This window comes from Arthrobacter sp. UYEF3, assembly GCF_040546245.1.
Classification (GTDB): Bacteria; Actinomycetota; Actinomycetes; order Actinomycetales; family Micrococcaceae; genus Arthrobacter.
On the sequence record NZ_JBEPNK010000029.1, the window covers coordinates 1 to 24,572 of the forward strand.

20 protein-coding genes and 1 pseudogene are annotated in these 24,572 nt (G+C 66.5%); 17 read left to right on the forward strand and 4 right to left on the reverse strand.

The annotated features are described in order from the left end of the window. The first annotated feature begins 401 nt into the window (after positions 1-401). Positions 402-980 (forward strand): recombinase family protein, encoded by a 579-nt coding sequence (locus ABIB14_RS16275; RefSeq protein WP_354236952.1) that lies wholly within the window; start codon positions 402-404, stop codon positions 978-980. Between the two features lie 19 nt (positions 981-999). Here the strand turns inward: ABIB14_RS16275 and ABIB14_RS16280 are convergent, their stop codons facing one another. The 4 genes and pseudogenes from ABIB14_RS16280 to ABIB14_RS16295 all read right to left on the reverse strand — a co-directional run bounded on the left by ABIB14_RS16280 (position 1,000) and on the right by ABIB14_RS16295 (position 6,169). Continuing rightward, complete coding sequence (locus ABIB14_RS16280; RefSeq protein WP_354236953.1) at positions 1,000-4,083, reverse strand: Tn3 family transposase; 3,084 nt, start codon at positions 4,081-4,083, stop codon at positions 1,000-1,002. Between the two features lie 53 nt (positions 4,084-4,136). After that, complete coding sequence (locus ABIB14_RS16285) at positions 4,137-4,268, reverse strand: hypothetical protein (protein ID WP_354236985.1); 132 nt, start codon at positions 4,266-4,268, stop codon at positions 4,137-4,139. Positions 4,269-4,290: 22 nt separating this feature from the next. Beyond that, positions 4,291-5,138, reverse strand: a pseudogene (locus tag ABIB14_RS16290) (DUF4158 domain-containing protein); the annotation flags it as partial. 125 nt (positions 5,139-5,263) lie between these two features. Next, complete coding sequence (locus ABIB14_RS16295) at positions 5,264-6,169, reverse strand: PAC2 family protein (protein ID WP_354236954.1); 906 nt, start codon at positions 6,167-6,169, stop codon at positions 5,264-5,266. A 121-nt stretch (positions 6,170-6,290) separates the two neighbouring features. Here ABIB14_RS16295 and ABIB14_RS16300 point away from each other — a divergent pair, with 121 nt between their 5' ends. From ABIB14_RS16300 to ABIB14_RS16375, 16 genes are all read left to right on the forward strand, one after another. Next, positions 6,291-7,004 carry an HAD family hydrolase gene (locus ABIB14_RS16300; RefSeq protein ID WP_354236955.1) on the forward strand — a complete coding sequence of 238 codons (714 nt, stop codon included), beginning with the start codon at positions 6,291-6,293 and terminating at the stop codon, positions 7,002-7,004. Further along, positions 6,997-8,199: a site-2 protease family protein gene (locus ABIB14_RS16305; protein WP_354236956.1), complete on the forward strand. Its 1,203-nt coding sequence runs from the start codon at positions 6,997-6,999 to the stop codon at positions 8,197-8,199. Before ABIB14_RS16300 ends, ABIB14_RS16305 begins: the two co-directional genes overlap by 8 nt. 114 nt (positions 8,200-8,313) lie before the next feature. Then, positions 8,314-9,423 (forward strand): tRNA (adenine-N1)-methyltransferase, encoded by a 1,110-nt coding sequence (locus tag ABIB14_RS16310; protein WP_354236957.1) that lies wholly within the window; start codon positions 8,314-8,316, stop codon positions 9,421-9,423. 81 nt (positions 9,424-9,504) lie between these two features. Next, entirely contained in the window at positions 9,505-11,316 is a 1,812-nt protein-coding gene (gene arc / locus ABIB14_RS16315) for a proteasome ATPase (protein ID WP_354236958.1), read from the forward strand. Further along, positions 11,313-12,974 (forward strand): depupylase/deamidase Dop, encoded by a 1,662-nt coding sequence (gene dop / locus ABIB14_RS16320; protein ID WP_354236959.1) that lies wholly within the window; start codon positions 11,313-11,315, stop codon positions 12,972-12,974. The genes arc and dop overlap by 4 nt, the downstream gene beginning before the upstream one ends. A 92-nt stretch (positions 12,975-13,066) precedes the next feature. Continuing rightward, complete coding sequence (locus ABIB14_RS16325) at positions 13,067-13,267, forward strand: ubiquitin-like protein Pup (RefSeq protein ID WP_354236960.1); 201 nt, start codon at positions 13,067-13,069, stop codon at positions 13,265-13,267. 108 nt (positions 13,268-13,375) lie between these two features. Further along, positions 13,376-14,227 (forward strand): proteasome subunit beta, encoded by an 852-nt coding sequence (gene prcB / locus ABIB14_RS16330; protein WP_354236961.1) that lies wholly within the window; start codon positions 13,376-13,378, stop codon positions 14,225-14,227. A gap of 1 nt (position 14,228) precedes the next feature. Further along, positions 14,229-14,936: a proteasome subunit alpha gene (gene prcA, locus ABIB14_RS16335; protein WP_354236962.1), complete on the forward strand. Its 708-nt coding sequence runs from the start codon at positions 14,229-14,231 to the stop codon at positions 14,934-14,936. 1 nt (position 14,937) lies between these two features. Then, positions 14,938-16,302: a Pup--protein ligase gene (gene pafA, locus ABIB14_RS16340; protein WP_354236963.1), complete on the forward strand. Its 1,365-nt coding sequence runs from the start codon at positions 14,938-14,940 to the stop codon at positions 16,300-16,302. 112 nt (positions 16,303-16,414) lie between these two features. After that, positions 16,415-17,347, forward strand: a complete 933-nt coding sequence (locus ABIB14_RS16345; protein ID WP_354236964.1) for an FKBP-type peptidyl-prolyl cis-trans isomerase — start codon at positions 16,415-16,417, stop codon at positions 17,345-17,347. 38 nt (positions 17,348-17,385) lie between these two features. Beyond that, positions 17,386-17,781 (forward strand): FKBP-type peptidyl-prolyl cis-trans isomerase, encoded by a 396-nt coding sequence (locus ABIB14_RS16350; protein WP_354236965.1) that lies wholly within the window; start codon positions 17,386-17,388, stop codon positions 17,779-17,781. Positions 17,782-18,039: 258 nt separating this feature from the next. Continuing rightward, positions 18,040-20,058, forward strand: a complete 2,019-nt coding sequence (locus ABIB14_RS16355; RefSeq protein WP_354236966.1) for a helix-turn-helix transcriptional regulator — start codon at positions 18,040-18,042, stop codon at positions 20,056-20,058. Between the two features lie 5 nt (positions 20,059-20,063). After that, the gene (locus tag ABIB14_RS16360) at positions 20,064-20,489 is read left to right on the forward strand and encodes a hypothetical protein (RefSeq protein WP_354236967.1); all 426 of its coding nucleotides are present in this window, start codon (positions 20,064-20,066) and stop codon (positions 20,487-20,489) included. 35 nt (positions 20,490-20,524) lie between these two features. After that, complete coding sequence (gene tatA / locus ABIB14_RS16365; RefSeq protein WP_354236968.1) at positions 20,525-20,794, forward strand: Sec-independent protein translocase subunit TatA; 270 nt, start codon at positions 20,525-20,527, stop codon at positions 20,792-20,794. Positions 20,795-20,842: 48 nt separating this feature from the next. Further along, positions 20,843-21,637: a twin-arginine translocase subunit TatC gene (tatC, locus tag ABIB14_RS16370; RefSeq protein WP_354236983.1), complete on the forward strand. Its 795-nt coding sequence runs from the start codon at positions 20,843-20,845 to the stop codon at positions 21,635-21,637. A gap of 24 nt (positions 21,638-21,661) precedes the next feature. After that, the gene (locus ABIB14_RS16375) at positions 21,662-24,565 is read left to right on the forward strand and encodes a DEAD/DEAH box helicase (RefSeq protein ID WP_354236969.1); all 2,904 of its coding nucleotides are present in this window, start codon (positions 21,662-21,664) and stop codon (positions 24,563-24,565) included. The last annotated feature ends 7 nt before the right edge of the window (positions 24,566-24,572 follow it).

Here is a 24,572-nt window from a genome sequence, read left to right on the forward strand (position 1 = left end):
AACTCTTCAGTTACCGGGCCCAAATCGCCTGAATACCCGGGGACGGTGCCCCGGGATCGAACCTGCAGAACCGAACCGCGGCCCGCAGGAGCCCTTCCAGGTCTCCTACCGCAAAAATGCCAGAAGGCCCGCCCCCTTTCCAGAAAAACGAGACCGCCCCCGGGCCGTCACGGCTCAAACCTGCGGAACCGTCAAACCACTACGACCCACGCACCTAGGGATGGCTTGTGAATTCGTGTAGCTCCGGCCGCAGGGCTGTTTGGACTGTGTCGGGTAACGTTCGTTCGCAAGACACTCCTGGTCATGTTCTAAATGGCGCGGAAACACAGGGCTCATTTTGTAATACTTGCCGTGTACTCGCCTATGTAACGTTCTACCCGGTTAGTGATACGTTTTCCGATATGCGAATCGGATACGGACGGGTTTCAACCCGGGATCAGCACCCCGAGGCTCAACACGATGCCCTGTCCGCGGCCGGCTGCCAGCAGGTCTTCCTCGACACGGCCTCCGGAAAGCTCGTCCGCAGACCCGAACTCGACAAGGCCCTGCTCTCGGCCAACCGGGCAGGCGATCAGCTCGTCGTCACCAAGCTCGACCGGCTCGGCCGGTCGTTGGAAAACCTCATCGATTTGTCCAACACGCTGAAGGAGCGCGGTGTTGACCTCGTCGTCCTTGACCAGGGCATCGACACATCCACCGCCACCGGGCGGATGTTCTTCCAGATCCTCGGCTCGATCGCCGAGTTTGAGCATGCGCTGATGTCTGAACGGACGATGGACGGTCTGGCCGCCGCCAGGGCACGGGGGCGCACGGGCGGCCAGAAGCCCAAGCTCACTCCCCGGCAGGTGAAGGTCGCCCGGGAAATGTACGAAGAAACCGGCGCCGACGGCAGGCGGGTTCACACTGTGGCGGCAATCGCGGCAGAGTTCGGTGTCACGAGACCCACAATCTACCGTCATTTCGAGACCCAGAAGGGGTAGCCGGGCTTCTCTGTCCCGGTTACTCCTGGTCGGGTCCGTTTCCGGCTTCACTGCTGTCAGGGTCACGGAATGCCCGCCATGATCCGCCGAGGTCGGGGAGCTGGAACGAGTAGTGCCCGTGCACGTTGATGTGCCGGCGCAGGTATGCCGATAGCCGGGCCTCGTCTTCCTCGGCGATCGAGTGGCCCTGTGCCCGGAGCGTCTCCAGGGCCCGGTCGAGATAGACCGTGTTCCAAAGTGTCACGCAGTTCAGTACGAGGCCTAAAGCGCCGAGCTGGTCTTCCTGTCCCTCGCGGTAGGCCCGGTGCAGTTCGCCTTTGCGCCCGTGGAAGATGTGCCGGGCCAGGGCGTGGCGGCCCTCTTGAAGGTTTCGCATGCCCTTCATCTCCCGCCGGTATTCGGGGTCATCGACGAACGTCAGGACGTGGAGCGTTTTGAAGATCCGTCCGTAATGAGCGAGAGCTTCGCCAAGGTCGGTGGGACGGCCGTCGCGCTGGAGAATGCGGATGACGTCGTGAGCGGAGACTTCCCGGGTATGGACGGAGGCAACCACGCGCAGGATATCGGGCCAGTGGCGACGGATCTTGCCCACCTCGATCCTGCCGCGGGCGGCTTTGTCCAGAGCGCCATAGTCGACGCCGCCGTTGATACGCCACAGCTTTGCATCCGGCAGATCGGCCAATACAGGCCTGTAGTCAAAGCCGAGGAGAGTAACGAGACCGAACACGATATCCGAGTACGACCCCTGGTCGGTGATCAGCACCTCAGGGCGCTGACCGCTCTCGGGACTGATGACCAGATCCACGAAGTGGAGGGTATCTTTGGGTGTTCCGGAGACAACCTTGCCGGACAACCCCACGGACTGGTCAGAAATCATGTTCAGCCAGGTCACACCTTTCTTGCGGTGGAAGTATTTCGGGTTGGGCCGGGCATCGATTGTCCGCACGGGCACGAGGAACCGCATCCCGTCGACGGCGGCGACCATCCCCCCGCCCCAGGCCTGAGGGAGGGTAAGCCCGGCCTGGGCGTCGATGAGTACGGTGTTCGCTGCGGCGTAGGTCTCCGGACGCAGGTAATGCTGGTCGACATGCGCCAGCCGGCCGGCGGTCAGGGCAGCCGCCTCGCCGATCACCGGGGAGAGCCCGACGTTCAGCGCGTGCGCGGTCAGCAGGGCCGCGACCGAAACATGGAGATCAGCAAGTCTTGTCCTGGCCCCGGACACGGCCGTGAACGAGGCCGCGAACGCCGGTTGCCATGCCATCACTTCCAGGATCTGCTCGGACAGGTCAACCTGCGGGATCATGCCGGCCAGGCGTCTGCGCAGGTCGAGCAGGCTCGGACGATCGACCAAGGCCTCGTCCTTGCCGAGGTGCAGCCTGCCTCCCGTGTCAACGGTGATATCGGTATTGGTGACCATGCCGCCTGAGGTTGCACGCCACGCCGCGTCCAAGTCCTCCGCATGTTCGGCCAGCAGAGCGTCCGGACTTTCCGGGAGCAGCAGCGCCCCCAGAGCAGGCCCCTTGGCGGCCTCCCACGCAGGACCCGACAGTAGCTTGGCCCGGGGATCGCAGAACCGTTCGGAGGTCAACGCGAAGATGTCGCGGTGCCTGAGACCGGCGTGGAAGAGCTCCAGCACGCAGAACACATAGGCATTGCGGTCAATCGTGCCCTCTGGCCGGTCCTTGGCGAAGACCAGCTTCTGCCACCAGCCTGACGGGACGAGCTGCACATCAACCTTGCGGGCATCGAGGTATCCCTTGGGAACCCGTGCCGTCTCCTTCCCCTCGAGCAGCTGTCCGAGATCCTCCATGGCCCGCAGGACCCGCTGCGCGTCGGTGGTGGCGCCGAACCGGATGCTTCGGCACAGCATTTTCACGAAACCTCGCACGGAGTTATACCGCTCCAGGACCGTTGCCCGCCATGCCCCGTCCGGCCCGGCCTGCGGTGGCGGCGCGATCAGTTCCAGTCCCGCTACAGCCGCCCGGATCTTCGCCCTGGATCCCACTGCCTTTTCGATCATTTCCCACACCATGCCCAGTGGAATGTCCTCGCCCAGCTCTTCGGCCTCGAACAACACCTCCACCACGGACTTGACCAGCGCGGCGTCTCTGGCCACACGGGGGTAGCGCCTCACCGTCTCCTTGTCCGCGGACTTCGCCGCCCGGCCGAACAGCTCATTGACCATGAGCGCATCGAAGAGTTCCAGGGCGTCATCGGTAGCTTTCGTTTCGAGCCATGTCAGCGTGGCCAGCAAGGTCGCGGTCCGCATGCTGTCCGGATGCCGGGCAAGTTTCGGCGCTTTTTCGTTCATTCCGGACCGTGCCAACTGCAACAGTCGCCGCTTGGAAACGCCCGTGCCCGCGATATCGATCTCGCCCAGACGAAGGGCCGCGATTTCGGACACCCGGTCCAGCGCCTTCACCATCGACCGACCCGATGGGTCTCTGCGTGGCGGATGACGCCACAAATCCAGTTGGGACCGCCGCCCCTGTCCAGGGGCCAGAAGTACCCTGTCGAGTGCCGCTGCCTGCTCGGTTGTCACGACCGCGGCGAGAGCATCATGTAACCGGGATTCGGCCTTCTTCCTGACGCCGGCCACCTGGTCTCGGAGGGTGCTTACTCCCGGCAACAGGACGCGACGCCCGCGCAGCCAGGCCACCGCCGCGAAAAACAGCGTCTTCGGCCCCACATCGCTGGTCCACGCCTGCCGGTCCACCCACTCCAATAGCTCCGTCTCCATCGAGGCGTAAGTGACGAAACCGTAGACCTCGGCGATCTCCCACTGGTGCTCGAACCGAGTCTGCTTCCGTTCCACGTAGCGCTTCACACACGACGGATCGGCCACGCCCACCTGCACCGCAACAAAATCGACGACAGCGGTTGGTACATCCAAGGGATCATCCAGGAAAGCACCCAGATGACGAACGGTCACAAGCTGGAGTCCGAACCCGAGCCGGTTGTGGTCGCCCCTCCGCTTCGCCACCAGCTCGCGATCCAAATCATCGAGGAAGAAAAACCGATCCAGCACCGACTGTTCCGGAGCATCATGCGCATACCGCCCGTACGCCGCCTTCTCGGCAGCCGTTAAATATTCACCAGCCATATTCTCTCAACGATCGACGCTAGCAATCGTTGCGATCCCTTTGATCCTTAGCGCTACTTTTCCGCGGAATGGTCCTCGACCCCCTCGTCGATTTCCTCACGCCGGACCTCGCGCCGGCCCCGCAGCCCGTCCAGTCCCGCCAAGGCGCCCAGCACCTGCTGCCCACCGGGAGGGTAGCACCCCACGGAACCGTCGTGGCGAGCACACCGTACGGCACGGCTCGGCCAACCGCCGCAACGACTGTGCCTTCGCGCCCAGCCCGTGCCGGGCCAACGCCCGCACCCGCACCCGCACCGCCGGCACTACCGACAAATTAACCGCCCCGGCCCCGACCGCCCGGATCGCCGCGAGACGGTCCAACGCCTTCTCCAGCTCCGGACCCGAGACCCGCGTCGGGCCCGCCCGGAGCAACTCCAGCCGCGAGACCTGCTCACCCTGGTCCGTGCCGAGCAGACCCCGCAGCGCGGGAGGAAGCCCGGGCCCGGTCCGCTCGGCCGCTGCTGCAACCAGCCCATGCATCCGTGCCTGAGCCTGCTCGCGAGAGAACTGCACCACGCGGACAAGCGTCGTCACACCGGGCAGCAGTACCCGCTCACGGCGAAGCCATGCCGTTGCGTGCTCGAACAACACGGTCGGGCTCTCTCCCTGCGTCCAGGCGCGCGAGAACAAGAACTCCGCCAACTCCCCGGCCGCAGCCCCGGCGTACTCGCGGTACCCGTACACGGCGCGGATCTGACGGACACGGGCGTTTGCCGTCTCGACACACTCCGTGTAGCGCTTCACCACAGAAGGGTCCAAAATGCCGAGCTGCGCAGCAAGGTAACCAACCGCGCTCCACGGAACGTCCAGCGGATCCGTAAGGGACGTCCCCAGAAAACGGGCCGTCCCAAGCTGTAGCGCGAACCCCAGCCGACTGTGATCCCACGCCGCTTCGCTATCAGATCCCGATCGGCATCATCGAGGTAAAAGAACCGCTCCAGATCGGCCCGCGACAGCTCTCCCACGAACCGCCCGAACCCGGCGGCCTTCGCATCACTCAGGAACTCCACCGGCACACGCTACACACTACCCACCAGCGCGAACACCGACGCAGCGAACCTTAGCGCTCAATTTCACGCCGTATTCCCAATACCCCTCGATGTGTAGGGCTGTCCCGGAGGGGCGGCCTTCGGGACTGCCCCTAGGGCTTGTCCTTGCCCCGGCGCTTGAGGTAGCGCTCAAATTCCCGCGCAATCGACTCGCCGCTGGCCTCGGGCAGGTCCGCGGTGTCCTTGGCTTCCTCCAGTTGGCGTACATAGGCCGCGATCTCGGGGTCCTCGGTGGCGAGTTCGTCCACGCCGCGTTCCCAGGCGTCGGCTTCCTCCGCCAGCTCCTGCGTGTCCAGCGGAACCTGCAGCAGTTCCTCGATCCGGTGCAGCAGGGCCAGCTGTGCCTTCGGCGAGGGTGCCTGGGCCACATAGTGCGGAACGGCGGCCCAGAGCGAGATCGTGGGCAGCCCGGCCAGCAGGGCCACTTCTCCGAGCACCCCCACGATCCCCACGGGTCCCTCATACTGGGAGGCCTCCAGGTCCATTCGCTCACGCAGCGCGGAGTCGTCGGTGGAGGCGCTGACCGGGAGGGGGCGGCTGTGCGGCACATCCGCCAGCAGGGCGCCGACCAGGATCACGTAGTCCACCTTCAGCGCCTCGGCGTGGACCAGCAGCTCAGCCGTGTAGGCGCGCCATTTATAGGACGGCTCCGTGCCCTGAACAAAGATCACGTCCACATTCGAGCCCGGGACGCTGGCCTTGAAGATCCGGGTGGACGGCCACTTAATCTTCCGTTCGCCGGCGGCTGTGCGCCGGATGGTGGGGCGGGTGAACTGGAAGTCGTAGTACTCGTCGGCGTCGATCGAACCGGCCTTTTTGCCGCCCCACAGCTTGTTGAGGTACCGCAACGCGTCGCTCGCCGCTTCGCCGGCGTCGTTCCACCCTTCGAAGGCCGCAAGCATCACCGTGATGCGCTGGCCCTCGGGAACGGGCTGCAACAACCGCTCCGGCTCAGGCGTGACGCCCGTGTCCGTGGTGTCTGGCTCGAAGCTATTCATGTCTTCACCCTACTTCCAAGTCACGGGGGAACGCAGGGAGGCAGGCGCCGCAGCACACCGAAAATTCGCCGACGGCTTAGCCCAGGACAACGCCCCGAGGCCACACCGTAGACTGGAAGGCATGCGATCCCCAGCCTCCCAGCCCCTGCTCAAAGCCGCGCTCTGGGACATGGACGGCACGATCGTGGACACCGAACGATACTGGATTGAAGCCGAACACGCCCTGGTGGCCGCTTACGGCGGCGAGTGGTCGCACGGCAAAGCCATGCAGCTCGTGGGGCAGTCCCTCGTCTACTCGGCAGGCATACTCCAGGACGCGGGGGTGGAGCTGGAGGTCCGTGACATCATCGACACCCTCACCGGGCATGTCGTCAGCCAGGTCCGGGAATCCGTCCCGTGGCGTCCCGGCGCCAGGGAACTGCTGGAGGAGCTGCACACCGCCGGCGTACGCTGCGCCCTGGTGACCATGTCCGAGGCCCCCCTGGCCCGCGAAATCGTCGCCAGCCTGCCCAAACCCTATTTCGAATTCCTCGTCACCGGAGACACGGTGACGCAGGGAAAACCGCACCCCGAGGCCTACCTGAAGGCCGTTGAACTCCTCCAGCAGCAAGACCCCGAGCTGGAATACCGGCACTGTGTTGCCCTCGAAGACTCGGCACCCGGGGTCGCGGCGGCGGTGGCCTCCGGCGTCGTCACGGTGGCCATTCCACATCTTGTCCCGCTCCCCGACGATCCGCGCCGCGCCACCTGGGACACTCTGGCCGGACGCACCGTCGCCGACCTGCAGGAACTCGTCTCCCGCCGGCACGAATGCATCGGGGCCGGCCTTGACTGAGCGGCAAAAGACCCAGCAGAGCACCGAGGAGCGGCCCTTCTCACTGCGCGGCGGAATCCCGCTGGGCAAGATCGCCGGCATTCCGGTGGTGCTGGCCTATTCGTGGTTCGCCATCGCGGCGTTCACGGTCATCGTCTACGGGCCGGTGCTGGCGCATAACAACCCGCGGCTGGGCGTCACTGCCTACTTCGTGGCGTTCGCCTACTCGGTGCTGCTCCTGATGTCGGTGCTGGTCCACGAACTTGCCCACGCGCTGACCGCGCGGATGTACCGCTGGCCCACCCGCAAGATCGTCCTCAACCTCTGGGGCGGCCACACACAGTTCGAAGATTTCACCGCCTCACCGGGCCGTTCGGTGCTGGTCGCACTGGCCGGGCCCGCCGCGAACCTGGTCCTCGCCGGCGGCGGCTGGCTGCTGCTCACCGGTGGGCAGCTGACCGGCGTCGCGGACACCCTGGCGAACATCTTCGTCTGGGCCAACCTGCTGATCGGGATCTTCAACGTCCTGCCCGGGCTGCCGCTGGACGGCGGCAGGCTGGTGGAATCCGCGGTCTGGAAGGTCACCGGCAACCGCGAGAAAGGCACCATCGCGGCAGGCTGGACCGGCAGGATCATCGTGATCGGCATCGCCGTCTGGTTCGTCGCGGTGCCCTTACTTAGCGGCAACCGGCCGGACACCTCGCTCATGCTTATCACCGTACTGGTAGGCGGCTTCCTCTGGATGGGCGCCTCGGCCTCCATCCAGCAGGCCCGCTACCGGACCCGGTTGCACCTGGTCGATGCGGCCGCCCTCTCGGAACCGGCCATCGGCCTGCCCGCGACCGCGACCGTCGCTGACGTGCTGCGGTACTCGACGGCCGGAAGCCCCGCCGTCGTGCTTTACAGTCCGGACGAACGGCCCGCAGCCGTCGTCGACGCCGCTGCCGCGGCGCAAGTTCCCGCCGCGCTGGCGCCAGCGACCCCGGCCTCCGCTGTCGCCTACCCGCTGGCAGCAGGCGCCTACGTCAAAGCGACCGACCGCGGCGCCGAGCTGCTGGCGTACCTTGCCCAGCTCGAGGGCTCGGACTACGCGGTGGTCGACGACGCCGGAACCGTCACGGGGCTGCTGCGCCAGCTGACCGTCCTGAACGCCCTCACCGGCAAACGGCCGCAACGCACCGCTGGCGCCCGCGCAGCGAACGAGGGCCGGAATTAGGACCAGAACCGGTAGAGTTACCTGCCGGTCGTGAATTATCCGGCCCAGGACCACGGGCCGGCGTCCGCCGCCACAACCGCGGCCGCCCAGCTTTACAGGAGCGAGGAACTTTCCATGAGCAGCCAAACTGCCGCCAGCGACACCCCCGTAGGGGACAACACGGCCGCACCCAGCACCTTGGCGCAAGCCAAGGAAACACCCACTGCAACAGCTGCCGCACCCGTCACTGCGCCGGTAGGCGCAACCCGGCGCCGCGGACCCTTCCGGGAGGGTGAGCGGGTGCAGCTCACCGACGAGCGGGGCCGGATGAACACCATCAGCCTCGAGGCCGGCGGGGCCTTCCACACGCACCGCGGCTTCCTGAACCACGACGAAATTATCGGCAAGCCGGACGGCTCGGTCGTGGTCAACAACGTCGGCCAGCAATACCAGACGCTGCGCCCCCTGCTCTCTGACTTCGTGCTCTCGATGCCACGTGGCGCCGCCGTGGTGTACCCCAAGGATGCCGGCCAGATCGTCACCATGGCGGACATATTCCCGGGCGCCCGGGTGGTCGAGGCAGGCGTCGGTTCCGGCGCGCTGTCCATCTCGCTGCTGCGCGCGGTCGGGGACAACGGCTACCTGCACTCATTCGAACGGCGCGAAGAATTCGCGGACATCGCCCGCGGCAACGTCGAAACGATCTTCGGCGGCCCGCACCCGGCCTGGCAGATCACCCTCGGTGATTTCCAGGAGCAAGTGGTCCGCACGGAAGAGCCTGGTTCCGTGGACCGCGTGGTCCTGGACATGCTCGCCCCCTGGGAATGCCTGGACGCCGTCGCCACCGTACTGGCACCCGGTGGCGTTTGGATCAATTATGTCGCGACCGTGACGCAGCTTTCCCGCACCGCCGAGGCAATCCGCGCCGACGGCCGCTTCACCGAGCCGGACGCCTGGGAGTCTATGGTGCGCGGCTGGCACCTGGAGGGACTCGCTGTCCGCCCCGATCACCGGATGGTGGCGCACACCGGATTCCTGCTGGTCAGCCGCCGGCTGGCCGACGGCGTCACCGGCATCTCAGTGAAGCGCCGGCCCTCCAAGACTGAATTCGACGCCGAGGACGTCAACGCGTGGACCCCGGGAGCCGTCGGCGAGCGGGCGGTCTCGGACAAGAAGCTGCGGCGGGCGGCCCGCGACGCGATCGCCGGCACCAACGTCAAGGACACCCCCGAGGTTACGAACTAGTCCGAATTTCGGAAGTCTCCAGCGGCACGCCACGTCTTGGGGCTATGGTCTTATCAGAGGTACTGAAGGGGCTGATGCACGATGGAGACTTCGAACACCAACCACGGCCGCAAACCGGCGGAGAACGAGGCACGTGCGGCTACCGTCGGCGGCCAGACCGAGCCGGCGGCCGCCGACGTAGACCGCTATGCGGACAGTGAGGTATCCGTCGCCGAACGCCAGGTCAACATTCTGCGCGACAAACTCCGTCATATTGACCGCCAACTCGCGGCCGCTACGCAGAACAACTCCAAGCTGGTCGGGATGCTGGAAACGGCCAAGGCGGAGATACTGCGGCTGAAGAACGCCCTGGACCAGGAAGGCCAGCCGCCGTACAGCTTCGGCACCATCCTGCAGCTCAACCCGAAGCGGCACCCCACGCCCGGCGACAGCGGGCAGGCCGCCACCGAAGAGTCCGTGGACATCTTCAACGCCGGCCGCAAGATGCGGGTGGGGATCAGCCCGCTCGTGAACATTAGCCAGCTCGCCGTCGGACAGGAAGTCCTGCTCAACGAGGCCTTGCTGGTGGTGGCCGGGCTCGGCTATGAGCGGGCCGGTGATCTGGTCACGTTAAAGGAGATGCTGGGGCCGGACCGCGCCCTCGTGGTGGGCCGCGCGGATGAAGAGCGGGTCATCCGGCTCTCCGGTGCCCTGCTTGCGCAGAAGCTACGGGTCGGGGACGCGCTCTCGATCGACACCCGGACGGGCTACGCGCTGGAAAAGATACCCCGCTCCGAAGTGGAGAACCTTGTCCTCGAGGAAGTCCCGGACATCACCTACCAGGACATCGGCGGCCTCGGACCGCAGATCGAACAGATCCGCGACGCCGTTGAGCTTCCGTTCCTGCACCCCGACCTGTACCGGGAGCACGGCCTCAAAGCGCCCAAGGGCATCCTGTTGTACGGTCCGCCGGGCTGCGGCAAGACCCTGATCGCCAAGGCCGTGGCCAACTCGCTGGCCGCCCGCGCCGCCGAGCGGACCGGCAAGACGGACATGAAGAGCTACTTCCTGAACATCAAGGGACCCGAACTGCTGGACAAGTATGTCGGCGAAACCGAACGCCACATCCGGCTGATCTTCGCCCGCGCACGGGAAAAGGCCTCCGAGGGCAGCCCGGTGGTGGTGTTCTTCGACGAAATGGATTCGCTGTTCCGCACCCGCGGCACTGGCATCTCCTCCGACGTCGAGACCACCATCGTGCCGCAGCTCCTCAGCGAAATCGACGGCGTGGAGCGGCTGGACAACGTGATCGTGATCGGTGCCTCCAACCGGGAGGACATGATCGACCCCGCCATCCTGCGGCCCGGCCGCCTCGACGTCAAGGTCAAGATCCAGCGTCCCGACGCCGAAGCCGCGGCGGACATTTTCAACAAATACATCACCACGGACCTGCCGTTCCACGGCTCTGACCTCGCCGAGCACGACGGCGACATCCAGGCCACAGTGGACGCGATGGTCCAGCGCACCGTCGAGGCGATGTACTCGACCGACAAGTCCAACGAGTACCTGGAGGTCACCTACGCCAACGGCGACACCGAGATGCTTTACTTCAAGGACTTCAATTCCGGCGCCGTGGTGCAGAACGTCGTGGACCGGGCCAAGAAGTCGGCCATCAAGGATCTGCTCACGACCGGGCAGAAGGGGCTGCGCATCGACCACCTGCTCCGCGCCGTCGTTGACGAGTTCCGCGAGCACGAGGACATGCCCAACACCACCAACCCCGACGACTGGGCACGGATCTCGGGCAAGAAGGGCGAACGCATCACGTATATCCGGACCATCGTCCAGGGCAAGGCCGGTCAGGAACCCGGGAAGTCCATCGAAACAATGCCCAACACGGGCCAGTACCTATGACGGCCCGCGCCTCCACGGTTTCCGGAGGTCTGCCCGCCGGCGGCGCAATGCGGGTGATGGGCGCCGAAACCGAATACGGCATCCACGCGCCCTCCGCCCCGGGCGCCAACGCCACCATGATGTCGGCCCGGGTCATCCAGGCCTACGCCCAGGTGACCCGGCAGCGCGCAGCCGGCGGCGCCGAAACGCGCTGGGACTACACCGACGAAGAGCCCCTGCACGACGCCCGCGGCTGGACCCTGGAGCGGAACGAGGCTACCCCTGATCAGCTCACCGACCGGCCGCCGGTCCTGGACGCGGAGGCGATCGCCCTCGCCTACGGCCGCGCGGAACTGGACCACGACGGCGAGGACGAATCCGGTTCGTTGCTGATGAACATGGTGCTGGGCAACGGCGCCCGGCTCTACGTCGACCACGCCCACCCGGAATACTCCAGCCCGGAAGTCACGAATCCGCGCGACGCCGTCATCTGGGACGCAGCCGGCGACCTCGTGGCCCTCGCCGCTGTCCGCCGGCTGGCCGGGGATCCGGAGCTGCCGCCAATCAACTTGTACAAGAACAACACGGACAACAAGTCGGTTTCCTACGGCTCCCACGAGAACTACCTGATGCCCCGTTCGGTCCCGTTCGGTGAGATTGCCCGGGGCCTGACGCCGTTCTTCGTCAGCCGTCAGATCATGTGCGGCGCAGGCCGCCTCGGCCTCGGCCAGGACAGCTCCCGGCCGGGCTTCCAGATCAGCCAGCGGGCCGACTTCTTCGAAACCGAAGTCGGACTCGAAACGACGATCCGCCGCCCCATCATCAACACCCGGGACGAGCCGCACGCCGCCGCGGACAAGTACCGCCGGCTGCACGTCATCATAGGCGACGCGAACCTCAGCCAGGCCGCTAACTTCCTGAAGTTTGGCAGCACCGCCATGGTGTTGAGCCTGATTGAGGCCGGCCTGGCGCCCAGGCTGGACGTCCACGAACCGGTCGGCGCCCTGCAGGCGGTCAGCCATGACACCTCACTGACCACCACCCTGCGCCTGCTCGACGGGCGCCGCGTCACCGCCCTGGATCTGCAGTGGATCTACTTCGAAGCCGCCGCGAAGCTCGCGCAGGACACCGGGGTGGCCGACGCTGTCGATGGCGACGGGCACACCCATGCGGTGCTGGAGCGCTGGTCCGCGACCCTGACCGAGCTGGACAGTGACCGGGCGGGAGCGGCGTCGACGGTGGAATGGCTGGCCAAGCTCTCACTGCTGGAGGGCTATCGGCAGCGCGACGGGCTCGGATGGTCGGATGCGCGGCTGGGTCTGGTGGATCTGCAGTGGGCGGACATCCGCCCCGAAAAGGGCCTCTACCACCGGCTGCTGGCCCGCGGCCGGATGCAGCGGATCGTCGACGACGAGGCCATCGCCCGCGCCGTGACCGAACCGCCGTCGGACACCCGGGCTTTCTTCCGCGGACGCTGTGTCAGCCGATTCGGCACGGACCTGGTGGGGGCGAGCTGGGACTCCGTGATCTTCGATCTGCCCGGCCGCGGCAAGCTGCAACGTGTCCCCACCCGCGAACCGCTACGCGGAACGGAGGCCCTGACCGGCGGCTTGTTCGCCCGGCACCGCGAGGCCGGACCGTTCCTGGCCGAGCTCCTAGGACCGCCCCCCGGTTCCTAGTCGCAAAGACCCCCGCACGGCACCCCGGCGTGGCAATATGGCTTACAGGATGTCCCGTGCACCATGGGACAGACAGCGAGAAGGAGAAAACGATGGCAGGCCAGGAGCAGCAGCAGCCGCAGTCCCGCGACACCGAGGTGGACGAGGACATCCCCGCCGCCCCCGCGCCGCCGGAGGGCCAAGCCTCAGCAGCGACCCAGGGCGTGGACGATCTGCTCGATGAGATTGACGGTGTGCTGGAGTCCAACGCCGAGGAATTCGTCCGGGCCTTCGTCCAAAAGGGCGGCCAGTAGGCCGAAGGCCTTGGCCGGGCGTGGAACTACCGGAGGAGAAGCGGAACTGAGGAGACACAGGGCTGAGGGCCGGAAGTCGTTGAGCCACTACGTTGAGGGAGTGCATCAGTGCGGGAAACATCAGCCAACCAAGTAGCAGCGAACGCGACATCCTCATTCACCGAGCACCTGCAGCGTTCCCGACCGGAACTGCTGCCGTACAACGCCTTGGAGAACGTCTTGCACAGCGGGTTGAATCCCGGCGTGCCGGCAGGCGGCGCCGCGGTGCAGGTCCAGGCACCGCATGCGACCACCATCGTGGCCGTGACCTACGCCGGGGGAGTGCTGATGGCGGGCGACCGCCGCGCAACCATGGGCAACGTGATTGCCAGCCGGCACATCGAAAAGGTGTTTCCCGCTGACCAGTATTCCGTGCTGGGCATTGCCGGAACCGCCGGCATCGCCCTGGACATCACCCGGCTGTTCCAGGTTGAACTGGAGCACTACGAAAAAATCGAAGGCACACAGCTCAGCCTCGACGGCAAGGCCAACCGGCTCGGCGCCATGATCCGGGGCAACCTGCCCATGGCGATGCAGGGTCTCGCCGTCATCCCGCTGTTCGCCGGCTTTGACCGGCCCGCCGGCGTCGGCCGCCTGTTCTCCTACGACGTGACCGGCGGCCGTTACGAGGAGCAGGAACACCACACCGTCGGTTCGGGTTCGATGTTTGCCCGCGGCGCGCTGAAGAAGCTCTGGCGACCCAACCTCGCCGAGGCCGAAGCCGTCCAGGTGGCCGTCGAAGCGCTGTACGACGCGGCCGACGACGACTCCGCCACGGGCGGCCCGGACCCGGTCCGGCAGCTCTGGCCCGTGGTCTACGCCGTCAGCCGGTCCGGCGCCGTCCGTATCCAGGAGCGTCAACTGGCGGCCGTATCCGGCGCCATCATCGAATCACGGGCCGTGGCCCAGCGGGAGGCCTAAGATGACCCAGCAGTTCTACGTCTCACCGGAACAGCTGATGAAGGACCGGGCCGACTTCGCGCGGAAGGGGATAGCCCGGGGACGATCCGTGGTGGTCATCAGCTGCCGTGACGGGATTGCCCTGGTGGCGGAAAACCCCTCGCCGTCGCTGCACAAAATCGGCGAAATCTACGACAAAATCGCCTTCGCCGCCGTCGGGAAATACAACGAGTTCGAGAGCCTGCGGCAGGCCGGGGTCCGGTACGCCGACGTCCGGGGCTACTCCTACGACCGGGAGGACGTCACCGCCCGCGGGCTCGCCAGCGTCTACGCGCAGAGCCTCGGCGCCGTGTTCACGGCAGAGCAGAAGCCCTTTGAGGTGGAACTGGCCGTGGCCGAGGTCGGGACCGGCCCGGAAAAGGACCATCTGTACCGGCTGACGTTCGACGGGTCCATCGCCGACGAACAGGAGTTCATCGTGATGGGCGGCCAGGCCGACAAGGTGTCCGAGGCCGTCGCGGCCGGCTGGCTCGGCGAACTGGACTTTGCCGGCGCCATCCGGCTGGCCCTGGCCGGACTGGTCGCGGACAAGGAGGCTGACTCGCTGCCGGCGTCGGCCGTGGAAGTCGCCGTGCTGGACCGCGGCTCCGAAAGCGGTCGCGGCACCCGCCGCGCTTTCCGCCGCCTCGACGACGCCGATGTTGTGGCCCTGCTGGCTGAGGAGAACTGAGATGGACAAACGCATTTTCGGGATTGAGACCGAATTCGGAATCTCCTATTCCAGCCCGGAGTCCCGCCCGCTGGCGCCGGAGGAAGTGGCCCGCTACCTCTTCCGCAAGGTGGTCAGCTGGGGCCGGTCCTCCAACGTGTTCCTCACCAACGGCTCCCGGCTCTACCTCGACGTCGGCTCGCACCCCGAGTACGCTACCGCCGAGTGCGACGATCTGGCGCAGCTCGTTGCGCATGACCGGGCCGGCGAGCTGATCCTCGACGACCTCGTCGACGAGGCGCAGGATCGTCTTGCGGCCGAAGGTTTCAACGGAACCGTTTACCTGTTCAAGAACAACACCGACTCGGCCGGGAACTCCTACGGCAGCCACGAAAACTATCTAATACCGCGCCGCGGCGAGTTTTCCCGGCTGGCTGAAATCCTGATCCCCTTCCTGGTGACCCGCCAGTTGATCGCCGGCGCGGGGAAGATCCTGAAGACCCCGCATGGCGCCACCTTCGCGTTCTCACAGCGGGCGGACCACATCTGGGAGGGCGTCTCCTCCGCAACGACGCGGTCGCGGCCCATCATTAACACCCGCGACGAGCCGCACGCGGACGCCGAATTCTACCGGCGGCTGCACGTGATCGTGGGGGACTCGAACATGTCCGAGACCACGGCACTGCTGAAGGTCGGGAGCGTCGACTTGATCCTGCGGATGATCGAGGCGGGCGTGATCATGCGCGACATGAGGATGGAGAACCCGATCCGCAGCATCCGCGAGATCTCCCACGACCTGACCGGACGAGCGGTGGTGCGCCTGGCCAACGGACGGCAGCTCACGGCCCTGGAGATCCAGCGCGAGTACTTGGCCAAGGTGACCGAGTTCGTGGCGGACCGCGGCGCCCACAACCCCCACGTCCCGATGATTTTGGACCTCTGGGAACGCACCCTGGACGCAATTGAAAGCGGCAACACGGGCACCATCGACACCGAAGTCGACTGGGCCATCAAGAAGAAGCTGATGGACAACTACCGGGAGCGTCACGGCCTGGAACTCGACGCGCCGCGGATCGCCCAGCTGGATCTGACGTACCACGACATTTCCCGCAGCCGGGGGCTGTTCTATCTGCTCCAGTCCCGCGGCGCAGCGCGGCGCGTGGTGGACGACACTGCCGTCAAGGACGCCGTCGACGCCCCGCCGCAGACCACCCGGGCCAAACTGCGCGGCGACTTCGTCCGGCGGGCACAGGAATTGGGCCGCGACTACACCGTGGACTGGGTCCATTTGAAGCTCAACGACCGCGCACACCAGACCATCCTTTGCAAGGATCCCTTCCGCAGTGTGGACGAGCGCGTGGACGCACTGCTGGACTCTATGGGCTGATACCCAGCTTTCCGCGTTATTCTGGGGAAGGTGCCGTTTCACGGCTACCGCATGCTTTGCCGCTGGCACCTGTCCGGTGAAGAGCCCACCCTGCCCCGACGAAAGTTCTTAAGTGCGCCGAATATTAGCAATTCTTATCCCCGGACTGCTGCTGCTCACCGCTTGCGGCGGCCAGCCTGCCGCCCCGGAACCCACCAGCCAGTCCGCCGGCGAGACGGCGAAACTGGACTCGCTGAAACTCACCGACAACGGCGACAAGAAGGCCCCCGGCGTTGAGTTCACCAAGCCGCTGGACGTCACGCAGCCGACCGTCAAGGTCGTCGATGAAGGCAATGGCGACCGGGTCAAGGCGAACCAGGTCGCGGACATTTCGATCGTCGCTTTCAACGGCAAGGACGGCTCCACCGTCGAGGACACCTTCCCAAAGGATCCCGAGAAGCTTGAGCTGAACGATGCGCTCAAGTCCGGCAGCGCGATCATCTACAACGCCTTCGTCGGCGCCAAGGTCGGCTCGCATCTTGCCCTGGCAGTCCCCGGCCAGGCCGCCAGCGCGGAGGGCGGCGAGGCCAAGCCCTCGCAGCTGCTCGTCATCAAGATTCTTGCCGCCAAGGACGCGGCTCCCGTCCTCGACAAGCCCGAGGGCGACCCCGTGACCCCGCCGGCCGGCCTGCCGACCGTGAAGGAAAACGACAAGGGCGTTCCGGAGATCTCGGTCGCAGGCGTCGCCGCACCCACCGCCCTCATCTCGCAGGACCTGATCAAGGGAAAGGGCCAGGCCGTCAAGGCGACCGATACCATCACAGTGAACTACGTCGGCGTGGCGCTGGCCGGAGGCAAGGTCTTCGACTCCAGCTTCGACAGCGGCAAGAAGGCGACCTTCCCGCTCACCGGCGTAATCAAGGGCTGGACTCAGGGCCTCGACGGCAAGACCGTCGGCTCGCGCGTCCTCCTCGTGGTTCCCAAGGATCTCGCCTACGGTGACCAGGGCCAGGGTGATGCCAAGGGCGACCTCGTTTTCGTCGTCGACATCCTCGGCGTCAAGTAACCAACACCATCCATCAAGCCACCCACAAAGGAGCAACCATGTCATTTGGACAGCGCAACATCGATCGCCAGAAGCCGGAAATTGACTTCCCGCAGGGCGACGTTCCCACCGAACTCGTCATCACCGACCTGATCGAAGGCGACGGCCCCGAAGCCAAAGCCGGCGATACCGTTTCCACCCACTACGTCGGCGTCGCCTGGACCACCGGCGAAGAGTTCGACGCTTCCTGGGGCAGGGGTGCACCCCTGGACTTCCGGGTCGGCGTCGGCCAGGTCATCCAGGGCTGGGACCAGGGCCTGCTGGGCATGAAGGTCGGCGGCCGCCGCCGGCTGGAGATCCCCTCCGAACTCGCTTACGGTTCCCGTGGCGCCGGCGGAGCGATCGGCCCCAACGAGGCCCTGATCTTCGTCGTCGACCTCGTCGCCGTCCGCTAGTCCCCACCCACCCCCTCTCCTCGCAAGCTCGGACAGGGAACCCGGCGGGCGTGGGCCCACCACCCACCCCCTCTCCTCGCAAGCTCGGACAGGGAACCCGGCGGGCATGGGCCCCCCACCCCTGCCCCCGCAAGCTCGGGCTGGGGCCCTCGCCTGCGTAGGCCCTTACTGCGCGAAGCGCGGTAACAATCGGAAAGTTCTTCCGGCTGTTGCCGCGCTTTCGCCGTTTTGACGCGGGGACTTTAGTACCCTTGCGGAGTGTCCGCCTCACGTACTGAACGCCTCCTGAACCTGCTCATCGCGCTACTCAACACCAAGTACGGGCTGCGCCGCAGCGAACTGCGTCAGAAGGTCTACCACGACACCACCAGCTCCGAGGTCGCCTTCGGGCGGATGTTCGAACGCGACAAAGGCGAACTGCGCGCCTACGGCTTCGACGTCGAAACCGTAACGGACAAAGGCTGGGGCTCGGACGACCCGGCTACCACGCGGTACCGGATCGGCAAGGAGTCCAACCGGCTGCCGGATGTCAGCCTGACGCCAGCGGAGTGCACGGTCCTGATCCTGGCGGCCCAACTGTGGGAACAGGCGGCCCTTGGCTCCGCCGCCCGGAACGCCGTCCGCAAGCTGCAGGCTGCCGGCGGCCTGGTGGACCCCGAACTTCCTCCAGGCGTCCAGCCCCGCATCCGGCCGGCGGGGCAGGCCTTCGAGGACCTTGTGGATGCCATCCACTCCCAGCACCCCGTGACGTTCAGCTACCTGGCCGGCAGTACCGGTCAGGAGGAAGAACGCACGGTCGAACCCTGGGGCCTGGGCAGCCGCTTCGGACAGTGGTATCTGGTCGGCCATGACCGTGCCCGGTCGGACAAGCGGTTCTTCCGGCTCTCGCGCTTCACCTCCGCCGTCGTCGTCCTAGAGCACCAGACCTTCGCCCCGCCGTCGTCCTTCAACGTCCGCGAACAACTCGCCGCCCTGCCCGAACTGCCGGTCCGGTACGCCGTCGTCGACGTCGCCGCCGGGGCGCTGCTGGGGTTGCGCAAGCACGCCCGGGCGGGCGGGGACGCTGACGACACCGGTGCAGCCACGCCGGTCCCCGACTGCGTCGACCGGCTCAGGGTACCGTACCGGGACGCGGAGACCCTCGCCGAAGAACTCGCCTCCTACGGTCCGAAGGCCGTCGTCGTCGCCCCGCCCGCGCTGCACGCCGCCGTTCGTCGGCGCCTGGCCGCCGCCGCCGCGTTCGCCGCGGCGCCGTTCCCGCCGATCGACTTTCCGCGCTCAGGACCGGCGAAGCGGACCCGGAAACGCACCTCCGAGGACCAGCTCAAACGGATGTTGCAGTTGGTCCCGTTCCTGGTCCACAACCAGGGGCTGCACATCAGCGAGGTGGCGCAGCGTTTCGGCATCACCCGCAAGGAGCTCGAGGACGACTTGCGGATCCTGATCTGCTCCGGCCTGCCCGAGGGCTACCCGGACGATTTGTTGGACATCCGGTGGGACGACGACCACGTCTACATCATCCAGGACCTCGACCTCAACCGCCCGGTCCGTTTCACCGTCGACGAGGCCTGTGCGCTGCTGACCGGCCTCGAGGCCCTCAACGGCCTGCCCGGGCTCGCCGAGGGCGGCGCCCTGGAATCCGTCACCCTCAAGCTCATGGCAGCCGCGGGCGAGGAGGGCCTGAAGGCCGCGGCGGTCGCCGGGCCCGACGTGGCGCCGGAGGACTCCGCAGTCCTCGAGACCGCCCGCGAGGCGATCCGCGGCGGCGCGCAACTGCGGCTGAGCTACCTGGCACCGCAGCGCGACGCCGTCTCCGACCGGGACGTGGACCCGCATCGGCTCTACTCGCTGGACAGCACCTGGTACCTCGAGGCGTACTGCCACTCGGCGCAGGGACTGCGGAACTTCCGGCTGGACCGGATCCAAAGCCTGCAGCCCAACGGCCGCCCGGTGTCCTCGGCCGTCGACCCGGCCGGTGGTTTTCCGGTGAAGCTGTTCACCCCGAACGACGACGACGCGGTGGTGGTTCTCGAGCTGACCCGGCAGGGCGCCGGACTGGCGGACGATTACTACGCCGAGCGGACCGCGGCGCTTCCGGGCGGCAACCACCTGGCGGAAGTCCGATTCGGCAGCGCGGACTGGTTGCCGATGTTCGTGGCCCAACACGGCGGTTCCGTCCGGATCCTGCAACCCGCGAACCTGGCCGACGCCACCCGGGAGTGGCTCGATGCGGCCTTGGCACGGTACGAGGACTCCACCGCACGACAGCTAGACTGATCAGCATGCCTTGGTGGTCCTGGATCATAATCTGGATAGCGCTCATCGCGTTGTCGCTGCTCTTCATCGGCGTGCTCGGCGTCCGGCTGTTCCGGCAGTTCATGGCAACGACCCGGGAACTCGGCGAGGCAGGGGACCGGTTCTCGACCTTCGGCTCCGCGCCGCTCACCTCCGGTTCAGCGGTTGTTCATGTGGCCACCGTAGGCTCGGACGGCGATAGCGGGGGGCTGCGCGATAGCGGGCTGCGCGATGGCAGGGGGCACCGCCCCCTGGCTGCGCCCGGATCGTCGGTTTTTGCCCCACCCGTGGTGATGCGTCATTTTTATGACGCATCCAAAACCGCGCGGCAGGAAGCCAGGCGGTCGCGCCGGATCCGGCGCAAGACGGAGCGGGGACAGCCCCAGGCGCTGCGCGACATCGATCTCGGTTAGACGTAGGATGTACTCAAACGAAAGGACCACCCGGCATGAGGCTTGAAGGCTGGCATCTCATCATCATCATCGTTCTGGCATTGATGCTTTTCGCGGCACCGAAGCTGCCGGGAATGGCCCGCAGCCTGGGCCAATCGATGCGGATTTTTAAATCCGAGGTCCGCGAAATGAAGAAGGACGGCGGTTCTGAGACGAAGGATGACTCCGAAGCCGTCGAAGGCAAGGTCGTGAATCACCCCCGGTCCACCGGCACCGAAAGCCGCCCGAGCGAGGGAACTGACGTTCCGCCGCCGAGCCGCGCCTAGAACCACATGGCAGTGACCATGAGCCGCCGGTCGAACCCCGAAGGGCGGATGGCCCTCCTCGATCACCTTAAAGAGCTGCGGAACCGGCTCTTCAAGTCCGCGATCGCCGTCGTCCTAGGAACCGTGGCCGGGTTCTTCGTCTACCAGCCGATGCTCGCGGCGCTGATCAAGCCGATCCGCGACCTGAACGAACAGCAGGGCCGGCAGGCTTCGCTGAACTTCGACGGCGTGGCGAGTTCCTTTGACCTGATGATCCAGGTGTCCGTGTTCCTTGGCCTGCTCGTGGCGAGCCCGGTGTGGATCTACCAACTCTGGGCCTTCATCGTTCCCGGACTGCATAAGAAAGAGCGGCGCCTGGCGCTTTCGTTCGTGGCGGCCGCCGTGCCGCTGTTTGTCGGCGGCGTGCTTCTGGCCTGGCTGGTGCTTCCCAATGCGGTACGCGTGCTCACTGAGTTCACCCCGTCGGGCGGCTCCAACTTCATCAGCGCCCAGGTGTACCTGTCCTTCGTGCTGCGCCTGCTACTCGCCTTCGGCATCGCCTTCCTGCTGCCGGTCGTGTTGTTCGGGCTGAATCTGGCGGGTCTGGTCAAGGGCCGGCAGCTGCTCAAAAGCTGGCGGATCACCGTTTTCCTGGTCTGCCTTTTTGCCGCGATGGCGGCCCCCGGTGCGGACGCAACGAGCATGTTCTACCTTGCCGTACCGATGTTGCTGCTCTTCTTCACGGCGATCGGGTTGTGCCTGCTGAACGACCGCCGGCGGGAGAAGCGTGCCGCCCGGGTCGCCGTCGAGACCGAAGCCGCCGCGGACCAGGCGACCCCTAGCTCAGAGCTGAATAATCTCTAGCCTTTGGCACACTAGGCTGGAAGCATGTCCTCACTACCCGGGCCGGAGTCGCCGTCCGAGCGCTACCGTGCCAGCGCCGAGCGGGCCGCAGAAGCCAAAACCTATCTGGGCGGATTCACCCGGTCCCTCGCGTTCGACCTCGATCCCTTCCAGCGCGAGGCGTGCCTGTCCCTGCAGGCGGGCCGCGGCGTGCTGGTGGCGGCACCGACCGGCGCCGGCAAGACGATCGTCGGGGAGTTCTCCGTCTACCTGGCCCTCCAGCGGGGCCTGAAGGCCTTCTACACGACGCCGATCAAGGCGCTGAGTAACCAGAAGTACGCCGAACTGGCGGAGAAGTACGGTGCGGCCCAGGTGGGACTGCTGACCGGCGACACCAGCATCAACGGCGAGGCCCCCGTGGTGGTGATGACCACCGAAGTCCTCCGCAACATGCTCTATGCCGGCTCGGAAACCCTCAATGACCTGGGGTTCGTGGTAATGGACGAGGTGCACTACCTCGCCGACCGGTTCCGCGGCGCCGTCTGGGAAGAGGTCATCATCCACCTGCCCAGCGAGGTCCAGGTGGCATCGCTGAGTGCCACAGTCTCCAACGCCGAGGAATTCGGCGCCTGGCTGGACACCGTCCGCGGCCAGACCGACGTGATCGTTTCCGAACACCGTCCCGTCCCGCTCTGGCAGCACGTCATGGTGGGGCGCAAGATTGTGGACCTGTTTGCCGGCGACACAAGCTTCGACGAGATTGCGCCCGCGGGCGAGGACAACGTTGCCGCCACCGCGGAAACCGCCGGTCCCGGCGCAGCCATCACCGAGCGGTCCGGCTTCGAAGTCAACCCGGAACTGCTGTCGATGGCGCGCGCCGAGAGCCAGATGAACTTCCGCGGCCGCTTCGGCCACGGCGGCCGCAACCAGCGCCCGCGGAACCAGCGAAGCCAGCGCGACGAGGCTCCGCAAAGCGGCACCCGCAGCCCGGTCCGGAAGGCCAGCCGCCCGCAGGTCATCGCGAGCCTGGACCGGATGGACCTGCTGCCGGCCATCACCTTTATCTTTTCGCGCGCCGGCTGCGACGCCGCCGTGGCGCAGTGCGTCTCTGCCGGGCTGTGGCTGACCACCGAGCAGGAGCAACTCGTCATCGCCCGGCGGGTCGACCAGGCAGCGCAGGATATCCCCTCCGATGACCTGGACGTGCTGGGCTTCTGGAGCTGGCGGGACGGGCTGCTCCGCGGCCTTGCCGCGCACCATGCAGGCATGCTGCCGACGTTCAAGGAAGTGGTCGAAAAGCTGTTCGTGGACGGACTGGTCAAAGCAGTCTTCGCCACCGAAACCCTCGCGCTGGGCGTCAACATGCCGGCGCGCTGCGTCGTGCTGGAGAAGCTGGACAAGTTCAACGGCGAGGCGCACGTCAATATCACGGCGGGGGAGTACACCCAGCTGACGGGCCGGGCAGGAAGGCGCGGCATCGACGTCGAGGGGCACGCCGTCGTGCTGTGGCAGCCCGGGACCGACCCGGCGGCCGTCGCGGGCTTAGCCTCCCGCAGGACCTACCCGCTCAACTCCAGCTTCCGGCCCACCTACAACATGTCCATCAACCTTGTGGCGCAGTTCGGCCGGCCCCGCGCCCGCGAAATCCTCGAATCCTCCTTCGCGCAGTTCCAGGCGGACCGCTCCGTCGTCGGGCTGGCAAAGCAGGTCCGCAGCCGGGAAGAATCCCTCGCCGGCTTCAGCAAAGCCATGAGCTGCCATCTGGGCGACTTCACCGAGTACTCCCGGCTGCGCCGGGCGCTGACCGACGCGGAAAACAACGCCACGAAGGGGACGTCCCGGGCACGGAAGTCGCTTACCGAGGATTCGCTGAGCCGGCTGCTGCCCGGGGACGTCGTGGACGTCCCTTCGGGCCGGGCGCCCGGTGTCGCAGTGGTCCTCAGCTCGGACCACCACTCCCGCGAACCGCGCCCGGCGGTCATGACCCTAGACAACCAGCTGCGCCGGATCGGCCTGCACGACGTCGAAGGCCCGCTCGCACCGATCACCAGGGTCAGGATCCCTAAATCCTTCAACGCCAAGGTGCCCAAATCCCGGCGCGACCTGGCGTCCTCGGTCCGCAATGCCATGCGGGAGGGCCGGCCGCCAGCTCCGCCGAACCGGAATGAGGACTTCGGACGGGCCGCCGCCCTGCCGAACCTTGAGAAGAAGATCACCGAATTGCGCCGCGAACTCCGGGCCCACCCGTGCCACGGCTGCAGCGAACGTGAGGAGCACGCCCGCTGGTCCGAGCGCTGGTGGAAGCTCCGGCAGGAGACGGACGGCCTGATCCGCCAGATCCAGGGCCGCACCAACACCATCGCCAAGACGTTCGACCGGGTCTGCGGGGTCCTCTCCAGCTATGGCTACCTTGAAACTTCGGATTCCGGGGCGGTCTCGATCAGCCCGGACGGCCAGCGGCTCCGCCGGATTTACGGCGAAAAGGATCTGCTGATTTCACAGTCGCTGCGCCTGGGCGCCTTCAGCGACCTCGACGCCGCTGAGATCGCGGCGCTGGCGAGTGTGCTGGTCTACCAGGCCAAACGCGAAGACCGCGGCTTGCGGCCCAAGATGCCCAGCGTCTCGCTCGAGTCCGCCGTCGACACGGTGATCCGGGAGTGGTCCGCCTTGGAAGACGTAGAGGAGGCCAACAAGCTGCCGTTGACCGGGGAGCCCGAACTGGGGCTGGTCTGGCCGGTCTTCAAGTGGGCCAAGGGCCGGCACCTCCAGGAGGTGCTCAGCGGCACGGACCTGGCCGCCGGGGACTTCGTCCGCTGGGTCAAACAAGTCATCGACCTGCTCGACCAGCTTGCCAAGATTCCCGGGCTGGAACCGCGCGTCGCACGGCTCTGCGCAGAATCGATCAGCCTGGTCAAACGCGGCGTCGTCGCCTACTCGGCCGTCGCCTGACCGGCCT

Excerpts from the sequence above, each read along its gene's own strand:
- ABIB14_RS16275 (WP_354236952.1), top strand. The coding sequence starts at position 402 with ATGCGAATCGGATACGGACGGGTTTCAACCCGGGATCAGCACCCCGAG.
- ABIB14_RS16280 (WP_354236953.1), bottom strand. The coding sequence starts at position 4,083 with ATGGCTGGTGAATATTTAACGGCTGCCGAGAAGGCGGCGTACGGGCGG.
- ABIB14_RS16295 (WP_354236954.1), bottom strand. The coding sequence starts at position 6,169 with ATGAATAGCTTCGAGCCAGACACCACGGACACGGGCGTCACGCCTGAG.
- ABIB14_RS16300 (WP_354236955.1), top strand. The coding sequence starts at position 6,291 with ATGCGATCCCCAGCCTCCCAGCCCCTGCTCAAAGCCGCGCTCTGGGAC.
- ABIB14_RS16310 (WP_354236957.1), top strand. The coding sequence starts at position 8,314 with ATGAGCAGCCAAACTGCCGCCAGCGACACCCCCGTAGGGGACAACACG.
- arc (WP_354236958.1), top strand. The coding sequence starts at position 9,505 with ATGGAGACTTCGAACACCAACCACGGCCGCAAACCGGCGGAGAACGAG.
- dop (WP_354236959.1), top strand. The coding sequence starts at position 11,313 with ATGACGGCCCGCGCCTCCACGGTTTCCGGAGGTCTGCCCGCCGGCGGC.
- ABIB14_RS16325 (WP_354236960.1), top strand. The coding sequence starts at position 13,067 with ATGGCAGGCCAGGAGCAGCAGCAGCCGCAGTCCCGCGACACCGAGGTG.
- prcA (WP_354236962.1), top strand. The coding sequence starts at position 14,229 with ATGACCCAGCAGTTCTACGTCTCACCGGAACAGCTGATGAAGGACCGG.
- pafA (WP_354236963.1), top strand. The coding sequence starts at position 14,938 with ATGGACAAACGCATTTTCGGGATTGAGACCGAATTCGGAATCTCCTAT.
- ABIB14_RS16350 (WP_354236965.1), top strand. The coding sequence starts at position 17,386 with ATGTCATTTGGACAGCGCAACATCGATCGCCAGAAGCCGGAAATTGAC.
- ABIB14_RS16360 (WP_354236967.1), top strand. The coding sequence starts at position 20,064 with ATGCCTTGGTGGTCCTGGATCATAATCTGGATAGCGCTCATCGCGTTG.
- tatA (WP_354236968.1), top strand. The coding sequence starts at position 20,525 with ATGAGGCTTGAAGGCTGGCATCTCATCATCATCATCGTTCTGGCATTG.
- tatC (WP_354236983.1), top strand. The coding sequence starts at position 20,843 with ATGGCCCTCCTCGATCACCTTAAAGAGCTGCGGAACCGGCTCTTCAAG.
- ABIB14_RS16375 (WP_354236969.1), top strand. The coding sequence starts at position 21,662 with ATGTCCTCACTACCCGGGCCGGAGTCGCCGTCCGAGCGCTACCGTGCC.